The 21,234-nt window shown below is 67.2% G+C and carries 17 protein-coding genes and 1 pseudogene; 4 read left to right on the top strand and 14 right to left on the bottom strand.

The annotated features are described in order from the left end of the window. Positions 1 to 44: 44 nt before the first annotated feature. Complete coding sequence (locus ACOGJB_RS17425; RefSeq protein ID WP_419838349.1) at positions 45 to 383, bottom strand: type I restriction-modification enzyme R subunit C-terminal domain-containing protein; 339 nt, start codon at positions 381 to 383, stop codon at positions 45 to 47. A gap of 124 nt (positions 384 to 507) precedes the next feature. Further along, positions 508 to 1,275 carry a DEAD/DEAH box helicase family protein gene (locus ACOGJB_RS17420; protein WP_419838348.1) on the bottom strand — a complete coding sequence of 256 codons (768 nt, stop codon included), beginning with the start codon at positions 1,273 to 1,275 and terminating at the stop codon, positions 508 to 510. A 148-nt stretch (positions 1,276 to 1,423) separates the two neighbouring features. Here ACOGJB_RS17420 and ACOGJB_RS17415 point away from each other — a divergent pair, with 148 nt between their 5' ends. Then, positions 1,424 to 1,687 (top strand): helix-turn-helix transcriptional regulator, encoded by a 264-nt coding sequence (locus ACOGJB_RS17415; RefSeq protein WP_419838347.1) that lies wholly within the window; start codon positions 1,424 to 1,426, stop codon positions 1,685 to 1,687. A 122-nt stretch (positions 1,688 to 1,809) separates the two neighbouring features. Here the strand turns inward: ACOGJB_RS17415 and ACOGJB_RS17410 are convergent. From ACOGJB_RS17410 to ACOGJB_RS17385, 6 genes and pseudogenes are all read right to left on the bottom strand, one after another. Next, positions 1,810 to 2,934: pseudogene (locus ACOGJB_RS17410) on the bottom strand (carboxylate-amine ligase); the annotation flags it as partial. Positions 2,935 to 3,297: 363 nt separating this feature from the next. Continuing rightward, the gene (locus ACOGJB_RS17405; RefSeq protein ID WP_419838346.1) at positions 3,298 to 4,179 is read right to left on the bottom strand and encodes a class I SAM-dependent methyltransferase; all 882 of its coding nucleotides are present in this window, start codon (positions 4,177 to 4,179) and stop codon (positions 3,298 to 3,300) included. A 74-nt stretch (positions 4,180 to 4,253) separates the two neighbouring features. Then, positions 4,254 to 4,805: an RloB family protein gene (locus ACOGJB_RS17400; RefSeq protein WP_419838345.1), complete on the bottom strand. Its 552-nt coding sequence runs from the start codon at positions 4,803 to 4,805 to the stop codon at positions 4,254 to 4,256. 74 nt (positions 4,806 to 4,879) lie between these two features. Further along, on the bottom strand, positions 4,880 to 6,229 hold the full coding sequence (locus ACOGJB_RS17395) for an AAA family ATPase (RefSeq protein ID WP_419838344.1): 1,350 nt from the start codon (positions 6,227 to 6,229) through the stop codon (positions 4,880 to 4,882). A 156-nt stretch (positions 6,230 to 6,385) separates the two neighbouring features. Further along, positions 6,386 to 7,093 (bottom strand): ribonuclease HII, encoded by a 708-nt coding sequence (locus ACOGJB_RS17390; RefSeq protein WP_419838343.1) that lies wholly within the window; start codon positions 7,091 to 7,093, stop codon positions 6,386 to 6,388. A gap of 86 nt (positions 7,094 to 7,179) precedes the next feature. After that, positions 7,180 to 9,564, bottom strand: coding sequence for a hypothetical protein (locus ACOGJB_RS17385; protein ID WP_419838342.1), 2,385 nt, complete (start codon positions 9,562 to 9,564; stop codon positions 7,180 to 7,182). Positions 9,565 to 9,815: 251 nt separating this feature from the next. Between ACOGJB_RS17385 and cofC the strand changes: the two genes are divergently transcribed. Continuing rightward, a complete protein-coding gene (gene cofC, locus ACOGJB_RS17380) occupies positions 9,816 to 10,445 on the top strand; it encodes a 2-phospho-L-lactate guanylyltransferase (RefSeq protein WP_419838341.1) in 630 nt (209 codons plus the stop codon). Beyond that, a complete protein-coding gene (locus tag ACOGJB_RS17375) occupies positions 10,429 to 11,187 on the top strand; it encodes a PIG-L deacetylase family protein (protein ID WP_419838340.1) in 759 nt (252 codons plus the stop codon). Before cofC ends, ACOGJB_RS17375 begins: the two co-directional genes overlap by 17 nt. 101 nt (positions 11,188 to 11,288) lie before the next feature. On the opposite strand, the gene ACOGJB_RS17370 is transcribed toward ACOGJB_RS17375, so the two are convergent. Both ACOGJB_RS17370 and ACOGJB_RS17365 read right to left on the bottom strand, forming a co-directional pair. Further along, positions 11,289 to 13,007, bottom strand: a complete 1,719-nt coding sequence (locus ACOGJB_RS17370; protein ID WP_419838339.1) for a DNA-methyltransferase — start codon at positions 13,005 to 13,007, stop codon at positions 11,289 to 11,291. A gap of 77 nt (positions 13,008 to 13,084) precedes the next feature. Continuing rightward, on the bottom strand, positions 13,085 to 13,840 hold the full coding sequence (locus tag ACOGJB_RS17365) for an alanyl-tRNA editing protein (RefSeq protein WP_419838338.1): 756 nt from the start codon (positions 13,838 to 13,840) through the stop codon (positions 13,085 to 13,087). A gap of 165 nt (positions 13,841 to 14,005) precedes the next feature. On the opposite strand from ACOGJB_RS17365, the gene ACOGJB_RS17360 reads away from it, so the two are divergent. Next, the gene (locus ACOGJB_RS17360) at positions 14,006 to 14,860 is read left to right on the top strand and encodes an endonuclease/exonuclease/phosphatase family protein (RefSeq protein WP_419838337.1); all 855 of its coding nucleotides are present in this window, start codon (positions 14,006 to 14,008) and stop codon (positions 14,858 to 14,860) included. A 111-nt stretch (positions 14,861 to 14,971) separates the two neighbouring features. Here ACOGJB_RS17360 and ACOGJB_RS17355 read toward each other — a convergent pair whose 3' ends face one another. From ACOGJB_RS17355 to ACOGJB_RS17340, 4 genes are all read right to left on the bottom strand, one after another. Continuing rightward, on the bottom strand, positions 14,972 to 15,946 hold the full coding sequence (locus ACOGJB_RS17355) for a helix-turn-helix transcriptional regulator (RefSeq protein WP_419838336.1): 975 nt from the start codon (positions 15,944 to 15,946) through the stop codon (positions 14,972 to 14,974). Continuing rightward, positions 15,943 to 16,941: a helix-turn-helix transcriptional regulator gene (locus ACOGJB_RS17350; RefSeq protein ID WP_419838335.1), complete on the bottom strand. Its 999-nt coding sequence runs from the start codon at positions 16,939 to 16,941 to the stop codon at positions 15,943 to 15,945. Before ACOGJB_RS17350 ends, ACOGJB_RS17355 begins: the two co-directional genes overlap by 4 nt. A 194-nt stretch (positions 16,942 to 17,135) precedes the next feature. After that, positions 17,136 to 19,511, bottom strand: coding sequence for a xanthine dehydrogenase family protein molybdopterin-binding subunit (locus ACOGJB_RS17345; protein WP_419838334.1), 2,376 nt, complete (start codon positions 19,509 to 19,511; stop codon positions 17,136 to 17,138). Then, positions 19,508 to 21,067, bottom strand: a complete 1,560-nt coding sequence (locus ACOGJB_RS17340) for an FAD binding domain-containing protein (protein ID WP_419838333.1) — start codon at positions 21,065 to 21,067, stop codon at positions 19,508 to 19,510. The genes ACOGJB_RS17345 and ACOGJB_RS17340 overlap by 4 nt, the downstream gene beginning before the upstream one ends. Positions 21,068 to 21,234: the final 167 nt, after the last annotated feature.

Genomic DNA, 21,234 nt, shown 5'->3' with positions numbered 1-21,234 from the left:
GCTCCCGCCGAGAGGCGCGGCTGGTCGAGCTTCGGGCTAGCCGATCATGCGGCGAGGACTGTGGTGAGTTCGTCGAGCAGAGCGTCGAGTTCGTCGCCGAAGAGCTGTTTGGCTTTGCCGAGGCCGCCTTGGCTGCTGAACGGAGGATCCGTCAGCTCGGTGGGCTCGATGCCGAGGTTGGTTGCGATGCGGTCCTTGACGAGCTCCAAGAACGCAGCCTGCTCCTGGGAGAACGAGCGGCCGACGCTCGACTGCTGTAGCAGCCATGCCTCGAAGCGCTCGTCGACCAGAGCTGGGTATGACACCAGCACGTCAGCCTCGCCGAGCGCGTAGCGGACGAGGCTGACCAGGTCGGTGCTGACTCGGTGGCCCGAACCGCGCACTTTGGAGGCGTCGAGCGTCTCCTAGGAGCGTGGTCGGAAAGTCGCATTTCAGGTGTTTGGCGCATGCAAAACCGCAGGTCAGGGGCTTGCAGATTGGGTCCGGCACCCGTTTCCGACCAGCCTCCTAGAACTCTCGCAACGCCTGACGGCCGAGATTCGCTCGGTCGACGAGGAAGAGGATCCGCTGGGCGCCGGCGTATCGCAGCAGGCGATAACTGACGTTGGCGGCAGTGAACGTCTTGCCCGAGCCGGTGGCCATCTGGATCAGGGCCCGAGGCCGGTTGTCCTTGAACGACTGCTCAAGATTCCCGATGGCCTCTGCCTGAGCGGGCCACAAGTGCCCAGCGTCGGCGTCAAGTTCTGGCAGGAGCATCACTCCGGCACGCAGGCCGGGCTCGCGACCCTCCCCCTCGGCATGATCCGCCAGCCAACGCGCCAGCGTGTCAGGGCGGTGGAACGAGAACACTCGACGACTCGCGGGTACGGGATCCAGTCCGCTCGTGAAGCGGGTCTCGGTGCCGGTCGACTCGTAGCCAAACGGCAGCGCCCCGTGGATTTCGACAGCAGGCAGAGCCTCTGGGTAGGCGGCCTGATACTTACGCGTCTGCGGCTCAACCCCAGTCAGCGTCATGCCGGCCTTCTTGGCCTCGATGACACCGACGGCCTGACTGTCCACGTACAGCACGTAGTCAGCAGGGCCAGCCGTAGTCGGCACTTCCCGAACAGCGACGCCCTGCGCAGCAGCCACAGCCGCGCTCTTGTAGTCCTGCACCACCCAGCCGCAGGCCTCCAGCTGCTCGTCGATGTCGCGACGGGCCAGTTGTTCGGGCGCTATGTACTCGTTCACAGCGTCCCTTGACTCAGAACTGCCAACCCGCACACCATCGGCCATCGTACGATCTTGAACCGGATGGTGGAAGTGGTGCACGGCTGCTCATGGATACCGGTGCCGCGTCCAAGGCTGCGATGGCCCATCGCTCCATTCCGATCAAATCGCTTTCGGTGGCATTGGCCAACAGTCATGGAGAAGGTGCGTGAACATGTCGACGACGATCGTGGCCGCGGAAGTGCTTCCGCCGGGCGAGTATCTGACAGAGGAGCTGGCCGCCCGTGGCTGGACCGTTTCGCAACTTGCCGAGAGGATGGGTCAACCGAAACTCGTTGTCTTGGACATTCTCGAAACACGAATGGTGATCACCCCGGAACTGGCTGAAGCCATCTCCGCGGCTCTTGGCACCTCAGCACAGATGTGGCTCAATCTTGAAGAGGCGTACCGATCACGAACGCCCACTCAGGGCGGGTAGCACCGAGGCGAGAAACCTGAGGTCGGCGCTCACTCACCGAGACGCCGCAGTGCGTCTGCATGGTGCTCCGCGATCAAATCGGCCGCGGCGGTGTCGCGATCGCGATGGTCTGCCACGTCAGGTGGTGCGAGGGTGTGCTCGATGAGGTGTTGCACTACCTCGGCGAGGGCTTCGTCGTCATCTGCGCCGGCGTCGAGCGCCGCTTGGTAGACGGCGAGCTGGTGGCTTGCTGAGGTGCCTCGCTCACAGATCGTGCGGAGGTGACCGATCTCCTCGACGCAGCCGAGCGCCTCGGCATCGGGGCTCACGAGTTCGATGAGTTCGTCGACCAGATGCTCGTTGGGCACCAGCGCTCCCTTGCCCAAGTCGATCAGCGAGCCGCCGATGCCGTAGCGCTCCGCACGCCACAGGTTCTCGCCGATCAAGAAGTTCGCATAGCTGCGCCACCGCTGATTCCCGGCTCGCAGCCGCCACAGCATCCGCAGCAGGCAGACATACGCGGCAGCGATGGCGATCGTGTCCTCCATGCGGGTCGGCAGGTCGGTGACCCGCATCTCCAGGGTCGGATAGCGCTCTGAGGGCCGGATGTCCCACCAGATCTTCGATGAGTCCTCGATGATCCCGGCCTTCACGAGCACATCGACATGACGCCGGAACTCCGCCCAGGAATCGAACTTCGGGGGCAGGCCGGTACGCGGCAGCGTCTTGTACACCGCCGACCGGTAGCTCGCCAGCCCCGTGTCGCGGCCTTGCCAGAACGGAGACGAGGCGGACAGGGCCAGCAGGTGCGGCAGGAAATAGGTCACCTGGTTCATCAAGTCGATCCGCAGCTCCGGGTCTTCAATTCCCACATGGACATGCAGTCCCGAGATGACGAGCTGGCGGGAGATCTCTTGCAGATCGTCGGCGAGAACCTGGTAGCGCTCCTTGTCGGTGATGTCGAGCTCGTGCGGCCTGGCGAACGGATGGGTGGACGCGGCGATCGGCGCAAGCCCGTGCTCTGCCGCGGCCTCGGTGACCGCCAGACGCAGCAGGCCGACATCGGCGCGCAGGTGCCGCACGTCGCGGCAGACATCGGTGCCGATCTCGATCTGCGCGCTGAAGAGCTCGGGGCTCACGAGCCCGTGACGCAGCTCGGCAACCCGCGCGATCAGGCCGGGCGGCTGGGATTGCACCAGCGCACCGCTGTCACGGTCGACGAGGAGATACTCCTCCTCGATCCCCATCGTCCAGCTCGGTTCGTCGATCACCGCCCACGAGTTTGCCAAGCCGTGCGCCGCCCTCGGCGACCACCCAATAGGTGCCCGCCTCATGGGCCGCGGCGGCCTCGTCGCGCCTGCCGAATGCCCTGCCCGACGTCACGCGCCCACTGTGCTGTCCACCGTCGGGTTGCCCACCGACCCGTTGGAGATGGGCGCCTGCACCGCGCTGGTCCTCACTGCTCTGCCGGAACATCTTCGGCAGTTCGTTCGAGCGATTCGAAGAATCAGACAAGGGACCTCAACCCGAGCAGGCGTTCTTTGTGAATTCAGACGCAGTTCGCGCTGGTTTGGTTCCCTGCGAGTCTCTTTCGACTGAGCGCTGTGGCAGCGGGTCTCGGCCGCCGGATCTCAATTGCTGGCGGTGACGATCCAAGCCGCGGCGGGAAACACCACTCCGCGGGGTGTCTCAAATGGCGCGAGGGCTGCAGTCACGGCCTTGCGTACTTGGGCGTGCACCTCCGCGGGATGGCCCATCAACGCCCGGCGTGCAATGCCGAGATCCATCGCGAATTCGACCGTCTCGGCCAGCGGCCCGGTGCTGAAGAGCACTTCGGTCTCGTGGGATTCCAGCGAGATATTCGACCACCCCGCATCGCCGAGCACACCCCGCACGAAGTCGGGATCGGCGAATGCAAACGGATCGACCGACGGCCCCCCACTGGGCATCTCCACAATCTCCAGCACCGCCCGGTTGACCGTGACCAGCCACGGATTCTGTCGTGGCGTCTGCCAGCAAGCGAAGGCGAGCTGGCCGTGGGGCCGAGTTGCCACCCGCAGGTTGGCGAACGCCGCCACCGGGTCCGCAAAGAACATCACGCCGAACCGGGAATAGACCAGATCAAAGCCGTCGAAGGCACCGTTTCCGCCAGAAGCGATGGCGGCGATGTCCGCCGTCTGAGCGTCGGCCACTTCGAAGGCGACAGGCGCGGCCGCAGGCAGCCGGGCAGCATGCGCAGCCGCCCGCTGCCGAGCTACCTCAACCAACGTCTCGCTGATGTCGAGGCCGAGCACTGAGCCTGTGACGCGTTCAGTCCACTGCAGGGAGGTCTGACCGCAACCGCAGCCAATGTCGAGCACGTTCGCACCGGCCAGCAGACCCTCGACAGCATCCATCGCCGCCGCGCCGATATGAGTCAGCTGGGCGTCGAGTCGCTCCTGCTGCTGCACCCAGATGTCTGCGTTGCGCCAGAACTCGCGCTGCTCTGCGTTGGGGTCGTCATGCACACTCATCGGGGGTCCCTCCCTGAGGCTGCCTTCTTCTAGCAGCCTCGGCGACATCTGCGCCGTCGGCGCAACCGAGAGAGTCACGGGTCGTCGCGGATGCGCTCGACCAACTCCCAGACGCTGCTGCTCGGATTCGATCGCAGTGGCGAACCGTCGAGTTCGTGCTTGTGCTCCAACGCCTGGGCCCTCGACTTGGCCTCCACGTACAAGGAGCCCAAGCGACTTAGGGCCTCAGGAGTAAGGCTCTTTTCGCACTTGAGTTGTTCTCGCGCCAATTTCTTAGCTGCCTGGCGATCAATCCACGCCGTTTGATCCGCGAAATGGAGCATGAACCATAGTTCCACGCACGGGTTCGAGAATGCGATCCCAATTTGGTTGGCGTCCGCCTCGCGGAGTGCCCAGTCGATGTCGGGGTGCTCATCGCGGTCGAATACACACCAATACTCGTCCCATGCCTCTCCGCGACCGCGTCGTTGCGCGCGCAGGTCTTCACTTCGCCTACGAATGGCCTGCTCAACGAGGCTCCGAGGCGTGCCGTGAAATTCGTCGACGGCGACGCGCACCCGATGCCGATTCTGGCGATGCCAATACTTGAGGTAGTCAGGCTCTGTTGATCGGCCTTCTGTGAACACAAGAATCCGTCGCGGGTGTGATGCGCCTTGAACCCGCGTCTCGCCGCGGCGCTTCGTCGTCGGTCGTCGTCGGCTCAAGGCGCAGGCGCCGCGACTTGTCGAGAGGCATCCGCAAAGCCGCCGTCCATGAGGATCGGTCGAGCCCCGTAGTGGCCCTCGACGTAACGCTTGGCGACGGCCTCGTTCTTACGCGGCCCATGCTCAGCCAAGGGATAGAGGCGCGTGCTCCCATCGTCGAGTTTTTCCGTGAACCAGACTTGGTCGCGGCCGAGTAGGCGCGTGTCAGTACCATCGCCCATCAGCGCCGGGTCGTGACTGTTGAACACCAGCTGCGCCACATGTGGATTGGTGTCTGGTTCTTGAAAGAGCCGGATGAGCCGCTGCACAAGGTCAGGATGCAGACTGGCATCCAGTTCATCCACCAGCAGCACCGATCCAGTCGCGAGCGCGTGAAGTACTGGCCCCGCCAAACCAAACCACACCAGCGTTCCGAGCGATTCCTCATGGGATCGAAACTCAACCTCTTGGACGACTCCGCGATGCACCAGGTTGACGGTCGCCAGATCTTCAAGTTCAACATTCACCGCATCAGCCGGAACCTCTTCGGATTCGGCGATCATGTTCACAAGACGTTGCACTCGTTCTCGTGTCGCAGGGTCGGGGAGGTGCTTGCGAGCATCGGAGATGCCGAGATCTGCAGCCCACAGAAGACCGAGCACTGCGCTGCGACGACGATCGTCGTCGAGCATTTCTGCCGCGAGCAATTGCCGTGTTTGTCGAGACGCCGCGTGGGCGTAGCGGAGGTTCTCTGCAAACCAGCTGCGGAGCGCCAAGAGTTGCGGATGTCCCGCAGCAGCAGCCGTCGAGAGGTAGAGCGCGTTCGGCCGTAGAAGGTTCTGAGCTGCCCTGCTTCGGGCCTTGTCAATAGATCCGAAGTCAACTGAGTCGCCCTTGCGATGGAACACCAGCGCCGATCGGCCCTTGGGCCACCGGTATGCCCATTCCTCGACAACCCGTTCACTGTCGAGCACAAAGCCGTACTCGTGGCGGACCCCGTCGAGGACGAAGTCGACTTCGTAGCGCGACGGTTGCTGTGCCGACTGCTCATCGAGTCGGAATGGCCAGCGCTGAATCTGTCCCCCTGGCTCGCCAGAGCGGAACGACTGCAAGACATAGTGCCGCATGTCGTCAATGGCTTCAAGAATGTTGCTCTTGCCCGATGCATTAGCGCCGAACACGCCCGCTGCCGGGAGAACGCGCACTGGCGATCCACCCTGACGCCAAGGAATCTCGCGCACGCTTGCGCGTTCCGCCATCGCAGTCGCATGCAGCGAGAATTCGAACTCGTCACGGAACGAGCGCACGTTTTCTGCCCGAAAGCTCAGCAGCGCTGAAGGTCCGATGTCCACTACGTCGTCGCTCACAGCAGGATTATCGCAGGATTCACGCGAAAATACACTTCAAAAATCAACTAGGTCGGGGAGCGAGCTGATCACCCCAGACACAGCACCGCTGCCGGAGGTGACTCGCGCATTGCCGATGGCAGCTCGCCGCGCTGGCCAGCCGATCAAGGCGGTGGCTCAGAACAGCGTCGTGTCGGGTCCTGCGCAGGCCTTGGCGTAGGTCGCTAGCGCCGTGGGGGTGTCGCGGTGCGCCGCACTCGGCACGGGCTCGGCGTTGGGCAGCGCGTCGGCGAACGACCAGCTCAGCCGGTGGAGGGCGCAGGGGCCATGCGTGGCGAGCGCTGCGCGGTGGACAGGCGCCGGGTAGCCCTTGTTCGACTCAAACCCGTACGGCGGGAAGTCGGCCGCCAGACCCGCCATGATCCGGTCACGAACGACTTTGGCCATGATTGACGCCGCCGCTATCGACAGGCAGCGGCGATCGCCTTCAACGATCGCTTCGCTGGGACGCCAGTCCACGAAGTTGAAGCTGCCGTCGAGCAGGACCCGGTCGGGGTCGGCCCCAAGTACTCCGAGGGCCCGCCGAGTTGCCAGCCGCAACGCATCGGTCATGCCCAGTTCGTCGCACTCGGCCGACGTGGCGTGCCCCACCGACCAGGCCCGGGCCCAACCGTCGATGCGGTCGAAGAGTTCTTCGCGCACCGAAGGCCGGAGCTCTTTCGAGTCGCGGATGCCGTTTACGCGGCCGTGCGGCGAGACCACGACTGCGCCAACCGTCAGAGGTCCTGCCCAGGCGCCACGGCCCACTTCGTCGACGCCGACGACCGTCGCTTCGCCGGCCTCCCAGCACCGCCGCTCGAAGGTCAGGCTCGGCCGCGCCGTCATGGATTCGAAGCTAGTGGTCGACTCCGTGCCACTCTGGACCTGCGCCGCTTCGGAGCTCTGCTGCGACGGGTTCTGCTGGAGCGCCGCTATCCGTCCGGTGCCGGCATCGGCGCGAGGAGCGTCTCTCCCCGCCATGCACCCGCAGCGAACGCCGGATCCAAGCCGGGCGCAGTCACCACCGGCGCCGCGCCGTCAGGGTCGTGCGGCACGACATCCCACAACAGCGCCGGCCGCTCGCCGTGCCAGCGCACCGCCCACGACACGGCGCCGATCCGGGTCGGCACGTCATGCACCTCGACCGGCTGGCCCAGCCATGCCGCCGGCCAGTGAGCCGCGAGCCGCAGCATGGGCGGCGCGGCGCGGCCCGCGCCGCGGTCGGGAACGTCGACAAGCAGTCGCAACAGTGCCCGCACGAACAGCCCTCCCACCATAAGGTCGTGCCCGGTCCCATTGGTACCGGTCCCCAGCTTGGGGTCCATGAAGGTCGGCCAGTTCAACGTCGGCGACGCCACTGACACCAGCGATTCCAGTCGGTTGAACGAACGCGCTGGTGCGGGTCGAGCCTCTGCGAACGCGAGCAGCGCCGTGGCCACGATGTCACGGCCACACGACGCAGCAGTGTCGGCGACGAAGTCGATCGGCGTGCCGACCGCTGGCTCAGCCATCACGAACGGCAACGGAGGCGCCCACGGCACTGCCGCATGCACCCACAGCCCGGTGTCGTGCGATGCCCACTCCCAACGCCGGCTTGAGGGAGCTTCAGACACCCCATGTCGCATTGACGTCCATGGCAGGTCGCCCCGATGGTCCCGGTAGAAGGCCGTCATCTCGGGTTCCGTCCGCGCATCGACACGGACGTGCTCAGCGATCGCGCGCGCTGAACGCTCCAGGGCACCAGCCGCATGATCGGCACCCAAGCGCGTGAGCAAGCGGTAGCCCGCCCGCAGACCCTCGCGAATGGTCCATGGCGCCTCACGCCGGGTCGCATCGTGCGACAGCAGCCATCGCGCCGCTGAGGTGACGAACTCCGAGATGCCTGCGCCGAGTGCCGGGTCCGGATGCAGCGACAGAAGATGCTCGGCAAGCACCAAGGAAGTTCCCGCTACTGAGTGACCCATGCTGGAGGACTCGCCTGAGGGAAACTGCGCTTGAGCCTGGCGCAACAACAGGTCCCGGACCTGCTCGGGCGCACCCGATTCGACCAGCGCCAGCAGCTGCACCAGGTCGTCACCGGCGAACTGCGCATCGGTGTAGACCGCAGGCCACAGCATCAGCCCGACAACACCGCCGCCGTCATCGCACGGTGCCGTCGAAAGCAGTTGCGCAGCCCGTGAGGCGAGTGCAGCATCTGCCAGCCGACCGCCAGGGAGTTCCAGCCGACAGCCTGCTTCGGTGCGCTGCCGCCAGCCGTTGGCAACCCGTTCCAGTGCGGGGACAGCATTGAGGACGGCATCGCCGAGTGCCGGGCTGCCCGTGTCGTCCCATTGGAATGCCGAGCCTCGCCCGACGACTGCAACCCGCAGCGTCGCGCCGGCGACCAGCGGGACGACCGCCGCTGCGTTGGCCAATCGTTGCGGACACACGACCGAGGTCGGCTCCCGCCCGTGCCCTGGCGCTGGCGGCTGCTCGGCGGTCGCGGTGTCAGCGCGGATGCTGACCGGTGTCGAACTCGCGTGCGCTTCCCCCGCGGCGCGGATACTCGACTCGATGAGCGCCCCGGCACAGTCCCTGCCGTGACTGCCGACCACGATGTCTCCCGGGACACGATCGAAGATCACCGCTGAGCGGCTCACTGCAACGCGATTGCCATAGTCGAGCGACATCGCCCGGCCGTCGACGGATATCGCATCGATCCCCCACGCATTCGACCATTCCCAGATCTCGTCCGCCTCGTGCTCGAACGCACCCAGATTGCAGGGCCGGGCCGCCAGCGCGACCGCTATCGGAACGGACGTGCTGTTCGCAATCTCGATGACGAACACCTCTGGCCCAGCATGACTGTCGCTCGCGCCCACATGCCCGTTCCGCTGAGAGGAGCCGAGATTCGCTTCATGGATTGACGCGATGGCCGAGCCCCTGGCCGCAGCGACTCGATGAATGACGTCGCCCCCGCCGATGCGCAGCGCCGTCTCGACGACCGGCATTCCGCCCACCAAGCGCTGACGCACCGTCAGCGCCCGCGACGGGAAGATCCAGTCCTCACCGGCACGCACCCACCAATCAAGTGACCAGTTCGACCACTCCACCAATCCGCGGGGATCTACTGCGGCGCGGTCAAGCGTTTCGGGCAAACCGACGGTCGTCCATGAACGGCCGAGCGTGTTGGCGAGAAGGCCAGCCTCGACGTGATCGTCGCTGTTCCAATAGCGACATCGGCTCGGCTCTGGTGCATGAGCAGCCGAATTCGGATCGAGCTGGCGTTCGGCCCACCACGGCCGCACCCAGCCGGCAGGCGGCTCGGCTGGTCGCACGAGCGGCGGTGGCTGCCGACCCAACTGCGCTCGCCTGCTGCGGCGCAACAGGCGCGCCCACGGGCGCAGAGCACCTCCGTCATCACCTAATCGCCTGCCGATCCGCACGGCCTTGTCCTAGCAAACCGTCGGGCCCGATCCTCGCCAGACGCGGCTCAGGTCCAACCCCGTGGGTCCCCGACTGCACCGCAGTCCGAAGCATCCTCATAGACTGCACCGCAGTCCGAAGCATCCTCATACACTCGCCGCGGGTGACTGCAACCGGCGTCACGCCGACCGTGCTCATACCCGTAAAGGGTTTCCGACTTGCGAAGGGCCGGCTCGCGGATCGCCTGAGCGCGAACGAACGCCACGAATTGGCCCGCAACATGGCCGCCCAGGTCGTCAAGGCTGCAGGCTCGCTGGCTGTCCGGGTCGTCTGCGACAACGACGAAGTGGCCGACTGGGCCCGTTCGGCGGGAGCAGAGGTGCTGTGGATCGAGGCCGATGGTCTGAATCCGGCCGTCACCGCCGCCGTTGAAGCGCTTGAAGCGGAGACCGGCCCTGGTGCCGACGGCGCAGGTCCCGGTCACGTGCTGATCGCTCATGCCGACCTGCCCCACGCGGAGACGCTCGCCGGCCTCGCCGAGGCTGGCGCCGTCACCATCGTGCCCGATCGCCATCTCGACGGCACCAATGTGATGGCGCTCCCGCTGGGGACCGGCTTCGACTTCCACTACGGACCGGGCTCGTTCGCGGCCCACTGCGAGGAAGCCCTGCGCTGCGGCCTCGATCTGCGAGTGCGCCGGGTGCCCGCCCTTGAGTTCGACGTCGATACGCCCGACGACTTCGAAGCCGCCGGCCTCGACCTGCCCAGGCCCCCCGATGCCTCCGGAGGCTGACTCCGCTGGGACCGGGTTCTCCGTGGACCTGCGGGTTCCGGCCTCCGCGCTCGTCATCGCCGCCCATCCAGACGACGCCGAGTTCGACTGCGGGGCAACGCTCGCCAAGTGGGCTGCTGCAGGCGCAGTCGTGCACCACTTCATCTGCACCGACGGCTCGAAGGGCACGTGGGACCCCGAGTGCGACCAGGCCGCCCTGGTACAGACCCGCCAGGTCGAGCAGCGCGCCGCCGCAGCCGCTCTGGGCGCCACGGGCGAGGTGCGCTTCGGCGGCCATGTCGACGGCGAGCTCGACAGCGATCTTGCAACCCGTGCGCAGATCGCACAGGTCATCCGCGAACTGCAGCCCACTGTCGTGCTGGGCCACGATCCATGGAAGCGCTACCGCCTGCATCCCGACCATCGGCACGCCGGGCTGCTGGCCGTCGAAGGCGTCGTCGCCGCACGCGATCCGTTCTTCTTTCCCGAACAGGGCCTGCCTCCGCACCGGCCCGACGAGTTGTTGCTGTTCGAGGCCGACGAGCCCGATCACGCCGAGAACGCCGAGGGCTGGACGGCCGCCAAGACCGCTGCGCTGCTGTGCCATCGCAGCCAGTTCGTGACCACCCACGACATCACCGACCCCGACGATCCCGCCCAAGTCCAGCGCTTCGCCGACTGGGTAGACGCCGTGGCGGTCGCCGGCGGCCAGCAGGCGGGCCTCGCCTACGCCGAGCTGTTCAAGCGCATCGACAGCATCTGATCAGCCGGCAGGCGATCAGCAGCACCCGTTGGAGATCCCCGCCTGCATTAGATGAGTTCACAGACTGCCCGCGCGGCGGCCTCGCAGATGAACTCCGGCTCTCACCAGGCCGCGGCGACCTCAGCCTCAGTCCAATACCCGCACTGCGGCGCTGCGGCACCATTGGCGTATGCCGCGAGGCGCGCAGCGGCTGCGTCATCGAACAGCTCGACCACATCGAACACCGTTGAGGGGCCAAGCGCCCGCAACGCCCGGTCGCCTTCGCCGCTTCGACGCGGTGCGTGCGGAGTCAGCACCAACAGCCGGGCGTCGGGCGATGCCGCAGCCAGTACGGACGCCCGACCCAGCGCCTTCCACAGCGTGTCGGCGCGCAGCAGCCCCGGCCGCACCGTCGTAAACGTGCCGGCCACATCGACCCACCATTCTTCGCCGGTCCGGTCCCCCGCCAAGAAGCTGAACTGCACGCCGGTGCCGCGCAGCTTGGCCGGGCTGCGAAGAATCTCGAAGCCGCAGTGCTCGAGCCGCTCCGCCGCGATGTCGTGGGCCTTTCGGCCCGCCGCCACGGCCCGGAAAGCGAACGCGTCAGCGGTGATTGCATCGGAGATGATCGGCTGATCTTCCGGGAGGGGGCTGGACACATCCTCTCCCGCCGCGCCTGCGTGGTCGTGACTGAACATTCCCTCCCGGTCTCCGAACGCCGGACTCGGATCGAGTGCGGGCGTGTCGCGCGCGACGAGCACGCTGGGCGCCGCGGTCGTGTCGGACGTCTGCTCGTTCTCGGCGAACAGGGGCGGCTGGGTCACCGCCGACTGGCGCTGCCGCCACGAGCCGTGCGCCCGGGCGACCCGTGAGCGGGCCAGCGCCACGTAGTCGGGATCGAGGTCGTAGCCGACGCCTCGCCGGCCGCACAGCACGCTCGCGACCAATGTGGTGCCCGAGCCCATGAAGGGGTCGAGCACCAAGTCGTCCTCGTAGGTGTAGAGGTCGATCAGGCGGCGGGGCAGCTCAAGCGGGAACGGTGCGGGATGCCGCACCCGCTGTGCGCTCTCGGGCCCCATGTCCCACACGTCGAGCGTGGCCTCCATGAACTCATCGGTGGACAGGCTGCTGCGGAACGGCAGTCCCTCGGCCTCGCGCTGCGCAGCCGGACGGGCCCGATCGAATCTGCCCTTGCTGGCGATCACGATCCGCTCGGTGGTGTCGCGCAGGGTCGGGTTGGACGGGCTGCGGAACGAACCCCATGCGCACGACCCGCTCGAGCCCTTGCTCTTCTGCCACACGATCTCGCCACGCAGCAGCAGGCCGAGTTCCTCGAAGATCTTGGCCACGTCACCCGACAGGCTGCGGTACGGCTTGCGTCCCAGGTTCGCCACGTTGACGGCCATGCGGCCGCCGGGTTCCAGCACCCGGACGCACTCGGCGAACACATCGCGCAGCATGTCGAGGTAGTCGAAGTAGCTGGTCGGGATGCGGCTGTCGGAGTCTGCAACAAGAGCGTCCTCGTAGGACTTGCCCACGAAGTACGGCGGCGAGGTGACCACCAGCGCCACGCAGGCATCGGGCACCGCAGACATCTGGCGGGCGTCGCCGCACAAGCAGCCGTCGCCGAGGCGTTCGGTCAGCTCCCCGTCGAGCTCCGGCCCACGGGCCACCGTGTCGTCATCGCACAGGACCGGCGGGGTGAATCGGGCATAGAACGCCGACGCATCGTGCCCCTCGCGCCGGGAGGCGCCGAACCGCGACGTCGCCGTCCGGCGAGCGGATGGCGTGACGGACGGCTTGACCAAGCGCGTCCCGCCCAATGGCTCCCGGCGAGTCATTTTTCACAGGGTACCGAAGTCTGGGAGTATCGAACAGACGCGCGCTCGCCAAGAGCGGGCCGTGGAGGCAGCCTGGCTCAGGCGTCGTGGAGCACCATGCGGACTCGCTTGTTGCCCTTGCCTTTTGACTCGGTCTTGGTGATCTCGAAGCGGCCCACTGCGCCGGTCGACGCCACGTGAGTGCCGCCATCGGCCTGCCGGTCCAACCCCACAATGTCCACCACGCGGATGTTGGTGACCGACTCGGGGATCAGGTTCACCTTGGTGCGAATCAGCTCGGGATCGGCAAGCGCAGCCCCGCGTTCGAGGAAGCTGACCTCGATCGGCCGGTCGGCCGCAATCTCACCGTTCACCAATTCAGTGACGCGGGCTGCGAAGCCCTCCGGCAGCGGGCCGAACTCGAAGTCCATCCGGGCGGACAGCGGCGCCATGTTGCCGCCGGTCACCAGCACCCCCCACTCGTTCCAGATGACGCCGCACAGGATGTGTAGTGCGGTGTGGGTGCGCATGAGCGCCACGCGCCGCTCCCAGTCGATCGTGCCGGTGACCGCTGCTCCCGCCGGTGGCGGAGTGCCGTCCACCCAGTGCCAGATGAGGTCGCCCTCCTTGCGGACGTTGCTCACCTGCCACTGGTTGCCCTGCGAGTCAACGAGCGTCCCCGTGTCATGGGGCTGGCCGCCGCCGGTCGCGTAGAAGATCGTCTGGTCGAGCGCCACTGCGTCGTCTCGGACAGCGACCACCGTCGCCTCGACGCTCTGCAGGTAGGCATCGCGCAGGTAGATCTGCTCAGTGATCTGATCGGTGACCTGTTCGGCGTTCGGTGCGGTCGGCATGGCCGCCGACGATACGGGCTTGATACGCCACCATGACCCGGGCCGATCGTCAGCGATCCTGCGTGATCAGGTCGTCGCTCATCTGCCGCTGCGCAGCAGTCGTCGCAGAAATCGCGAGCTGCCATCAAGCGATTCGCTGGGACGCGTGAGGGTTACGGTGACGACGTGCGCATCGTGACCTGGAACCTGTGGTGGCGCTTCGGTGACAACTGGGAGGCTCGCCACCAGGCGATTGCCGTCACGCTCGCCGGGCTCGAACCCGACATCGTGTGCTGCCAGGAGATCTGGGCAGAGCGCGACGGCGCCAACCAGGCCGACCTGCTCGGCGAGGCGATGGGCATGAACGTCGCTCACCATCCCAGGTTCGGGCGGCGGGGGCTGTCGTTCGCCAACGCCGTCTTGAGCCGGACAGCTATCGTCGACTCAGAGGTCCACACGCTGGAAGTGGATGGTCAGTCCGGGCACCGCACTGCACTGATCGCACAGCTCGAGCGCCCGCACGGTGACGGCAAACAAGAGCCGGCCGGCGACAGCACACTCGCCAGCAAGAATGCGGGAAGCGCAGGCAACGGTGACATGACCGTCATCTGCACACACCTCGAGCATCGCTTCCACCTCAGCGAAGTCCGCCAAGGGCAGGTGGCCACGCTGTGCGAACTGGCGGCCACGCACCACGGCCCCGAGCGATTTCCTGTGGTCATGGCCGGCGATTTCAACGCAGTGCCCACCTCGGACGAGATCCGCCTGCTCACCGGCGAACGTCCCCCACCCGTTCCCGAGCTGGTCTGGAGCGACGCCTGGGCGCAGGCCGGCGACGGCCCGGGCCACACCTGGAACGGCCAGAACCCCTACCTGTCCCAGGCCATGTGGCCGAACCGGCGCATCGACTATGTGTTCGTGGCTACGCCCCGGCCGCGCCCGCACGGCAACATTGCCTCCATCGAGATGATCGGCACCGAACCGGTCGACGGCGTGGTGCCCTCGGACCACTACGGGCTGGTAGTCGACCTCATCGACTGACCCTCGTCGAGCCGAACCCCGCCGATCCCTCTAACTAAAGACGAAGGCTCTCATTCCTGCGTCAAAAAACGTCGCTATGCGAACATTTTCGTGCCAAGAACGCGCGACTTCTTAGGTCTCGTAGAGCTCCAGGATGGCGGCAGCGGCTGTCGGGCCGGCTTCGGCCAGCTCGGGCGGCAACTCTGCTGCATTGACGATGCGCGTGTCAGTGCCGAGGCGCAGCAGCATCTGGCTGAGCACCCGCGGGCTGCGAATCGCATAGGTCACGACACAGCGATCCCCGTCGGGGGTCACCTCACGCGACGGGTAGGCCTCGACACGCCACAGGTCTCCGCGGGGAATCGACAGCACGACATCGGTGGTCTCGTCGGACTCGGCGGGCGCCACGCTCACTGCCTCCCCCACCTCGGTGGTGCGGTGATGCGGTTCTGCGGTATCGGTGCATTCCTCCATGCGATCGACTCGAAACGAACGCAAGTCGTTGCGCAGGTGGCACCAGCCCCGCAGGTACCAATGGCCGTCGTGCAGCGAGACCTGCAGCGGATCCACCCGGCGCTCGGACACCTCGTCGGTATTGGGCGTGTAGTAGTGGATGGCGACCGTGGTCCGGGTGCGCAGCGCTTCGCGCAGCGTCGACAAGCTGCGAGGCAGGGGCAGGTCCACCGAGACGCGGATGCGCTCGCCGTACGCCCGGCGCAGCTTGTCGAGCGCAGTCGCCAGCGCGCCCTCACGGTCAGCGCCGCGCAGCGCCAGTGCGGACTGGCCCGCGACCAAGATCCCGAACGCTTGGGGCACCGACAGGTTGAGCGGGCGGTCGAGCATGGCGCCCGGCTCGACGTGGACCCATGCATCGCCGGCTGCGCTCTCGTCGGCATCGTCGCCGAAGACGACGATGCCGAGGTTCTCATATGCGCTCGCTCCCACGACCTCGTAGCACATAGCTGCGAGCAGCAGGTCATACACAGCACCGGGTTGCATCTCGAACCGCTCGGCGATGTCGGCGACGGTGGCGCCGCCCCGCTCGACGACCCACGGAACGATGGCAAGCAGGCGCTCGATCTTCACCGACGTGCTCGGCCCCCTCATCGCTCGCCATCCACGGCATCTGCTGCCAGCGCTCGCAGCCACGAAGTGACCTCGCTGACCAGCTCAGGCGGCGAGGTAACGACGGCATGCCCACCCATGTCGAGAAGCCACATGCGAAATGCAGCGCGATTGCGAACCCGCGCTTCCACCGTCACCGAGCCGTCGTCGTGCCGCTCGACAATGCGGCCCCGCTCGGCCGTGGGCTGGTGGGCCACGGTGGCGTCAATGCGAACACGGGCATCGAAATCGTCGCCGAAGTCGATCTCCATCGGCTCGGTCGGCAGCAGGCCGGCCACATCGACGTCAGCTTTCGCGAAGGCGCCCCGCTCGCCCACCTCCACGTCGCCTTCCATGCGATCCACCCGGAACGTCTTGGCCGTGCCGTCTTCGAACGCTGCGAAGTACCAGTAACCGGCGCGGCACAGCAGACCGAGCGGCTGCACGGCGCGTTCGCGGCCGCCGTAGGTGAATCCGACTGCGGCCCGGTCTGCGGTGGCCGCCGCCAGCGCTGGCAGCATCGCGCTCGCCGCCGGCTGGCTCGCCGCAGCGGTGCCCAGCGCCACCTCAGCAGTGACGGGCTGGGTCTCGTGGGCCGCGTCTGCCGGTCCCACGTTCGTGAGCTTCGCGACGGCTTCGAAGTCCCATGTCTCGCCGAGGTCCACCCTGGCCGCCGCAAACCGCAGCGCCACCTGCTCCTCGGGCGTCAACTGCAGGTCAGGCAGGAAGTAGTCGTGGTGCCGGATCGTGTAGGACGTGGCGCCGTCATGCTCCATCGATTCGGTGATGCGCACGCCGAGGTTGCGGATCAGTGCCTTGTCTCGCTCGAAGGAAGCGCGGGCGCTTTGCAGCACGCGCCGGTCGGTGGTCCCCTCCGGTGCATAGAGCCCCGTGTCGCGCCAGATTTCCTCGCGGGTCTTGGGAACGTCGCGAGCCAGCAGGTACATCATGACTTCCATCACACGCTCAGTCGCGTCCGGCCGTGATCGCGTCGCCACGCTCGGGAGTGTAGGACGGCCCTGCGGGGCGGCCCGGTGAGTTCTCGCGCCGGCCGCGGCGCGGCGTCATGGCCCGCGTCGCAGCGTTGGCGGACAGGCCAGCCCTTCGGGTTGTCGCACCCGTCGTTTCCCGCTCTTGCTCGCTGCCGCTCACGGGCCGCTCGGGCCACGGCGTCGCCTGTCGGCTCAGCCTGCTAGCCGGCGGCACCGGCCTCTTGAAGTGCCGCCCAGACCCGCTCGGGTGTGAGCGGGAAGTCATCCATCCACACGCCCGTTGCATCCGCCAGCGCCGCTGCCACCGCCGGTGCATAGGGGATCACGCCCATCTCTGCCATGCCGCGGGCGCCGAATGGGCCGAGCGGGTCGGCGAGTTCGAGCACGACGCTTTCGGTGGTGACGGGGATGTCGCCGATGCCCGGGATCAGGTACGTGCTGAACCGGGGGTTCAGCAGGCGACCCTCCCGGCTGCGCAGGTGCTCGCTCAGCACATGGCCGTGCGCCTGCGCCACTGCGCCCTCGATCTGGCCCACGACGAAGCGGGGGTTGATGGCCCGGCCAACATCGTTCGCGTTGATCACACGGTCGATGCGGATGTGACCGGTGTCGATGTCGACGGTCAGCTCCACGTGCTGTGCGACGTACCCGTAGGTGAAGTTCGGGGTTCCCTCGCCGGTCTCGGGGTCGAGCTCAGTGGTCGGCGGGGGCGTGAACCGGAAGTGCCCGATCGCCGGTCGATCGCCCTCGCGCCACGACTTCTCGGCTTCCTCCGCGGCGCCCAGGATCGAGTTGCCTGCCATCCATGTGAGCCGCGATGCCGACGCCGAGCCCGAGTCGCCCGACGTGCCGGTGTCGCTGAAGCGGCCCACCACCCTGGAGGGGTTGACACCGGTCGCCTCTGCGGCCATCTGCAGGAATGCGGTGTGCGCACCTTGACCGACATCGGCACCGGCGTGCGACAGCTCGACCGATGCCGGAAGCTCGTCACCGGGCTCGCCGTGCAGCACGATGGTGGCCTCGCAACGCTCGGGGAACCCGAACGAGAAGCCGACGTTCTTGAAGGCACAGGCGAAGCCGCGGCCGCGGCGCAGCGACGACGGCCGCGCTGGCAGCGAGCCGAACGGGCTGAACAGCCCTGGCTCATCGGACGCTGCGGCGCCGGGTTCTGAGCTGCCGCCCTCGCTGGGCGCAGCGGTGCCGGAGCCGGCTGGCAGGGCGGCGGCGTGAGCACACGCCTCGATCACCTCAGGCATCGTGACACCCAGGGGCATGGGCGTGTGGGCGATGCTCAGCGATCCCTCCCGCAACGTGTTGACGCGGCGGATGTCGATGGGGTCCATGCCCAGCGATTCGGCCAGCTTGTTCACCTGGCATTCCACGGCGAAGGCTGCCTGCGGCGCGCCGAAGCCCCGGAACGCGCCCCCCGGCGTGGCGTTGGTGTACACGACGTGGGTGTCAATGTTGGCATTGGGCAGCTCGTAGGGCCCGCCGAGCCCGAGGTGCAGGTTCCCCATCACCTTGTTGGAGGTGTAGTTGTAGGCGCCCGCGTCCAGCCACGCTTCGGCCTGTGCGGCGGTGATCTTGCCGTCACGGTCAGCGCCCCAGCGAGCCCAGATGCGTCCGCGGTGGCGCTTGTGGTGCCCGACGATGGATTCCTCACGCGACCACTGCATAGCTACGGGACGGTTGATGCCCCGCTCGGCCAGCCGGGTGGCGGCCAGCGCCAGGACGATCTGCATCGAGGTGTCCTCGCGCCCGCCGAAGGCACCGCCGATGGCCGGATAGCGCACCCGGATGCGGTCTTCAGCCAGGTCGAGGGCGTGGGCGATCTGCTCGCGATCCTCGTGTACCCACTGACCTGCGATCTCGACGTTCACGATGCCCTCGGCATCAACCCACGAAGTGCCCGCTTCGGGCTGGAGGTATGCGTGCTCCTGGTAAGGCACCTCATAGGTGGTCTCGGTGACGACGGCGGCAGCCGCGAAGCCAGCCTCGAGATCGCCCTTGCGGGTGCGCATCGACTCGTACAGATTCGAGCCGAGGCCCTCATAGGGGTGGACGAGCGGCGCGCCTTCCGCGAGCGCCGCATCGAGGTCAGCCACGACTGGCAGCGGCTCCCACTCGACCTCGATGGCGGCAGCCGCGGCACGCGCCGCATCCAGGCTTTCCGCGACGATGAGCGCCAGATGGTCGGCCTCCCAGCGGGACACATCGCAGGGCACCGAGCTCCGGCCGGTGTGTTCGAGCCCGACGAAGACCGGCTGGTCGAACTTGGTCAGCCCGTACTCGTTGCGAGGCACATCGGCCGAGCCGAGCACGGCGACGACGCCAGGCGAGCGCTCGGCACCGCCGAGATCGAGACAACGAAGACGAGCGTGCGGCTGGTCGGTGAACACCGCGAACGCCCACAGGGCGTCGGCGGGGATGCGGTCGGCGGGATAGCCGGCGAGGCCGGAAACCTTGGCCGGGCCATCGGCGCGCGGCGGCGACTGTCCCAGGCCGCCCGCCGTCGCCGGTGCCATCTCGAGCTCAATGGCTGCGCCGGGCGTTCCAGGAGCGGCGCCCCCCCTCACGACGAGCCCCCCGAGGCAGGCGCCTGAGGGACAGCCCCTGCCTCAACCGCGGCGGCCTGCACCGCTCCTGTATCAACCGAGGCGGTTCGCACTGCCGCTGAATCAACCGAGGCGGTTCTCACCGCCTCGATGATCGAGCAGTAGCCGGTGCAGCGGCAGAGGTTGCCCGACAGTCCGACAGTGATCTGCTCAGACGTGGGCTCCGGTATTTCCTCCAGCAGCGCCGCAGCACTCATGACGAAGCCCGGCGTGCAGAATCCGCATTGCGCTCCGCCGGTGTCCACCATGGCCTGCTGGAACGGATGCAGCTCACCTTCTGGCGAGGCAACTCCCTCCACGGTCGTGATCGTGGCCCCCTCCGCGCGTCCGGCTGGCACCAGGCACGAGAACACAGCTGCCCCGTCGAGGTGCACCGTGCAGGCGCCGCACTCGCCCTCTGCGCAACCTTCCTTGGTGCCGGTGAGCCCCAGATCGTCCCGCAGCCAGTCCATGAGGGTCTTGCCCGCGGCGCCTGCAGCTCTGCGAACCGAACCGTTCACAGCCGCCGTGACGACATCGTCGGCGTCGTCCAGCGCTGTCGACGCCCGTGCAGCGGCGGGCCGGTGTGCCGCCGGCGCCAGCCGCGGAGGCTCATGGGGCCACCGATCGGCCTCGTTGCCGTCGGCCAGCGCTGCAACGGCGCGCTCCACCACGACGCCGACAGCATGCGACCGGTACTCGGCACTGCCGCGGATGTCGTCAATCGGTGTCGCTGCACGCCGGGCTGCGCCGACGATGTCGTCGGCCGCCTCGTCCAGCTCTCGACCGATCGCCAGCTCGGTGGCCTCAGGCACGGTGATGATCGTGGGGGCGACGCTGCCGAGGGCGACGACGAGATCGACGATGTCGAGCCCCCGCAGTTCCACCACTACCGCCGCGTGAACCACCGAGATGGCTTGCGCCCGGCGCAGACCCAGCTTGACGAATACACCACGGCAGTCATTCGCTCGCCTCACACCGTCGAGGGCATCGAATGCGACCTCGGTGACGATCTCGTCGGCCTCGAGCACTGTCTGGCGAAAGCCCGAGACAAACTCGGCAACAGGGACCGTGCGCTCGCCCCGCACCGACGCCATGGTGACCTCCGCGCCCAGCGCGACGAGTGCTGAGATCGTGTCGTTCGCGGGGCTCGCAGTGACGATGTTGCCCACCACGGTCGCCCGATTCCGAAGCGGCGGCGACCCCACCTCCAAGCAGGCCTGCGCCAGCGGCAGCCCCGCGGTGAGCATCGGCGCTGAGGCGATCACATCGGCATGGGTGACAAGCGGTCCCAGTGTGACCCGACCGCCTTCGTACGAAATCCGGTCGAGGCTCGCCGCGCCGGAAATGTCAACCAGCAGTTCCACACCCGAACGCGCCCCCCGGCCCAGCTCCAGCATCAGATCGGTGCCCCCGGCAATCAGCCGCGCTCGGGGACCGTGCGATGACAGCAGATCCGCCGCCTCGCTCAGCGAAGCGGGAGCGACATAGCGAGCCGGCAGCGGGGCCGTCCGCTGCGCTTCATGAAGCTTGAGCATTCGGCATACAAGGGTGTCAGATACGCAGCCCGTTGGCGACCCCGATGCCCGGAACTGACTTCCTCAAAGTCGCAGGGGCCAGCCTGCTGAATTGTTGGTTCCAGCACCGGCTCCGACTGCTGACACCCTTGGAGCTGACCGTCGAGCCAGTGATGGTGCTGTGTGCT

Source organism: Candidatus Poriferisodalis sp., assembly GCF_965208895.1.
Taxonomy (GTDB): Bacteria; Actinomycetota; Acidimicrobiia; order Acidimicrobiales; family Poriferisodalaceae; genus Poriferisodalis.
This window is presented reverse-complemented; position numbering and strand designations above follow the sequence as displayed.

Bases quoted from the DNA above. Each gene is read 5' to 3' on its own strand.
- ACOGJB_RS17390 (WP_419838343.1), bottom strand. From the start codon at position 7,093: ATGACGGCGCGGCCGAGCCTGACCTTCGAGCGGCGGTGCTGGGAGGCC.
- ACOGJB_RS17415 (WP_419838347.1), top strand. From the start codon at position 1,424: ATGTCGACGACGATCGTGGCCGCGGAAGTGCTTCCGCCGGGCGAGTAT.
- ACOGJB_RS17340 (WP_419838333.1), bottom strand. From the start codon at position 21,067: ATGCTCAAGCTTCATGAAGCGCAGCGGACGGCCCCGCTGCCGGCTCGC.
- ACOGJB_RS17365 (WP_419838338.1), bottom strand. From the start codon at position 13,840: ATGCCGACCGCACCGAACGCCGAACAGGTCACCGATCAGATCACTGAG.
- ACOGJB_RS17355 (WP_419838336.1), bottom strand. From the start codon at position 15,946: ATGAGGGGGCCGAGCACGTCGGTGAAGATCGAGCGCCTGCTTGCCATC.
- ACOGJB_RS17370 (WP_419838339.1), bottom strand. From the start codon at position 13,007: ATGACTCGCCGGGAGCCATTGGGCGGGACGCGCTTGGTCAAGCCGTCC.
- ACOGJB_RS17405 (WP_419838346.1), bottom strand. From the start codon at position 4,179: ATGAGTGTGCATGACGACCCCAACGCAGAGCAGCGCGAGTTCTGGCGC.
- ACOGJB_RS17420 (WP_419838348.1), bottom strand. From the start codon at position 1,275: ATGGCCGATGGTGTGCGGGTTGGCAGTTCTGAGTCAAGGGACGCTGTG.
- ACOGJB_RS17375 (WP_419838340.1), top strand. From the start codon at position 10,429: ATGCCTCCGGAGGCTGACTCCGCTGGGACCGGGTTCTCCGTGGACCTG.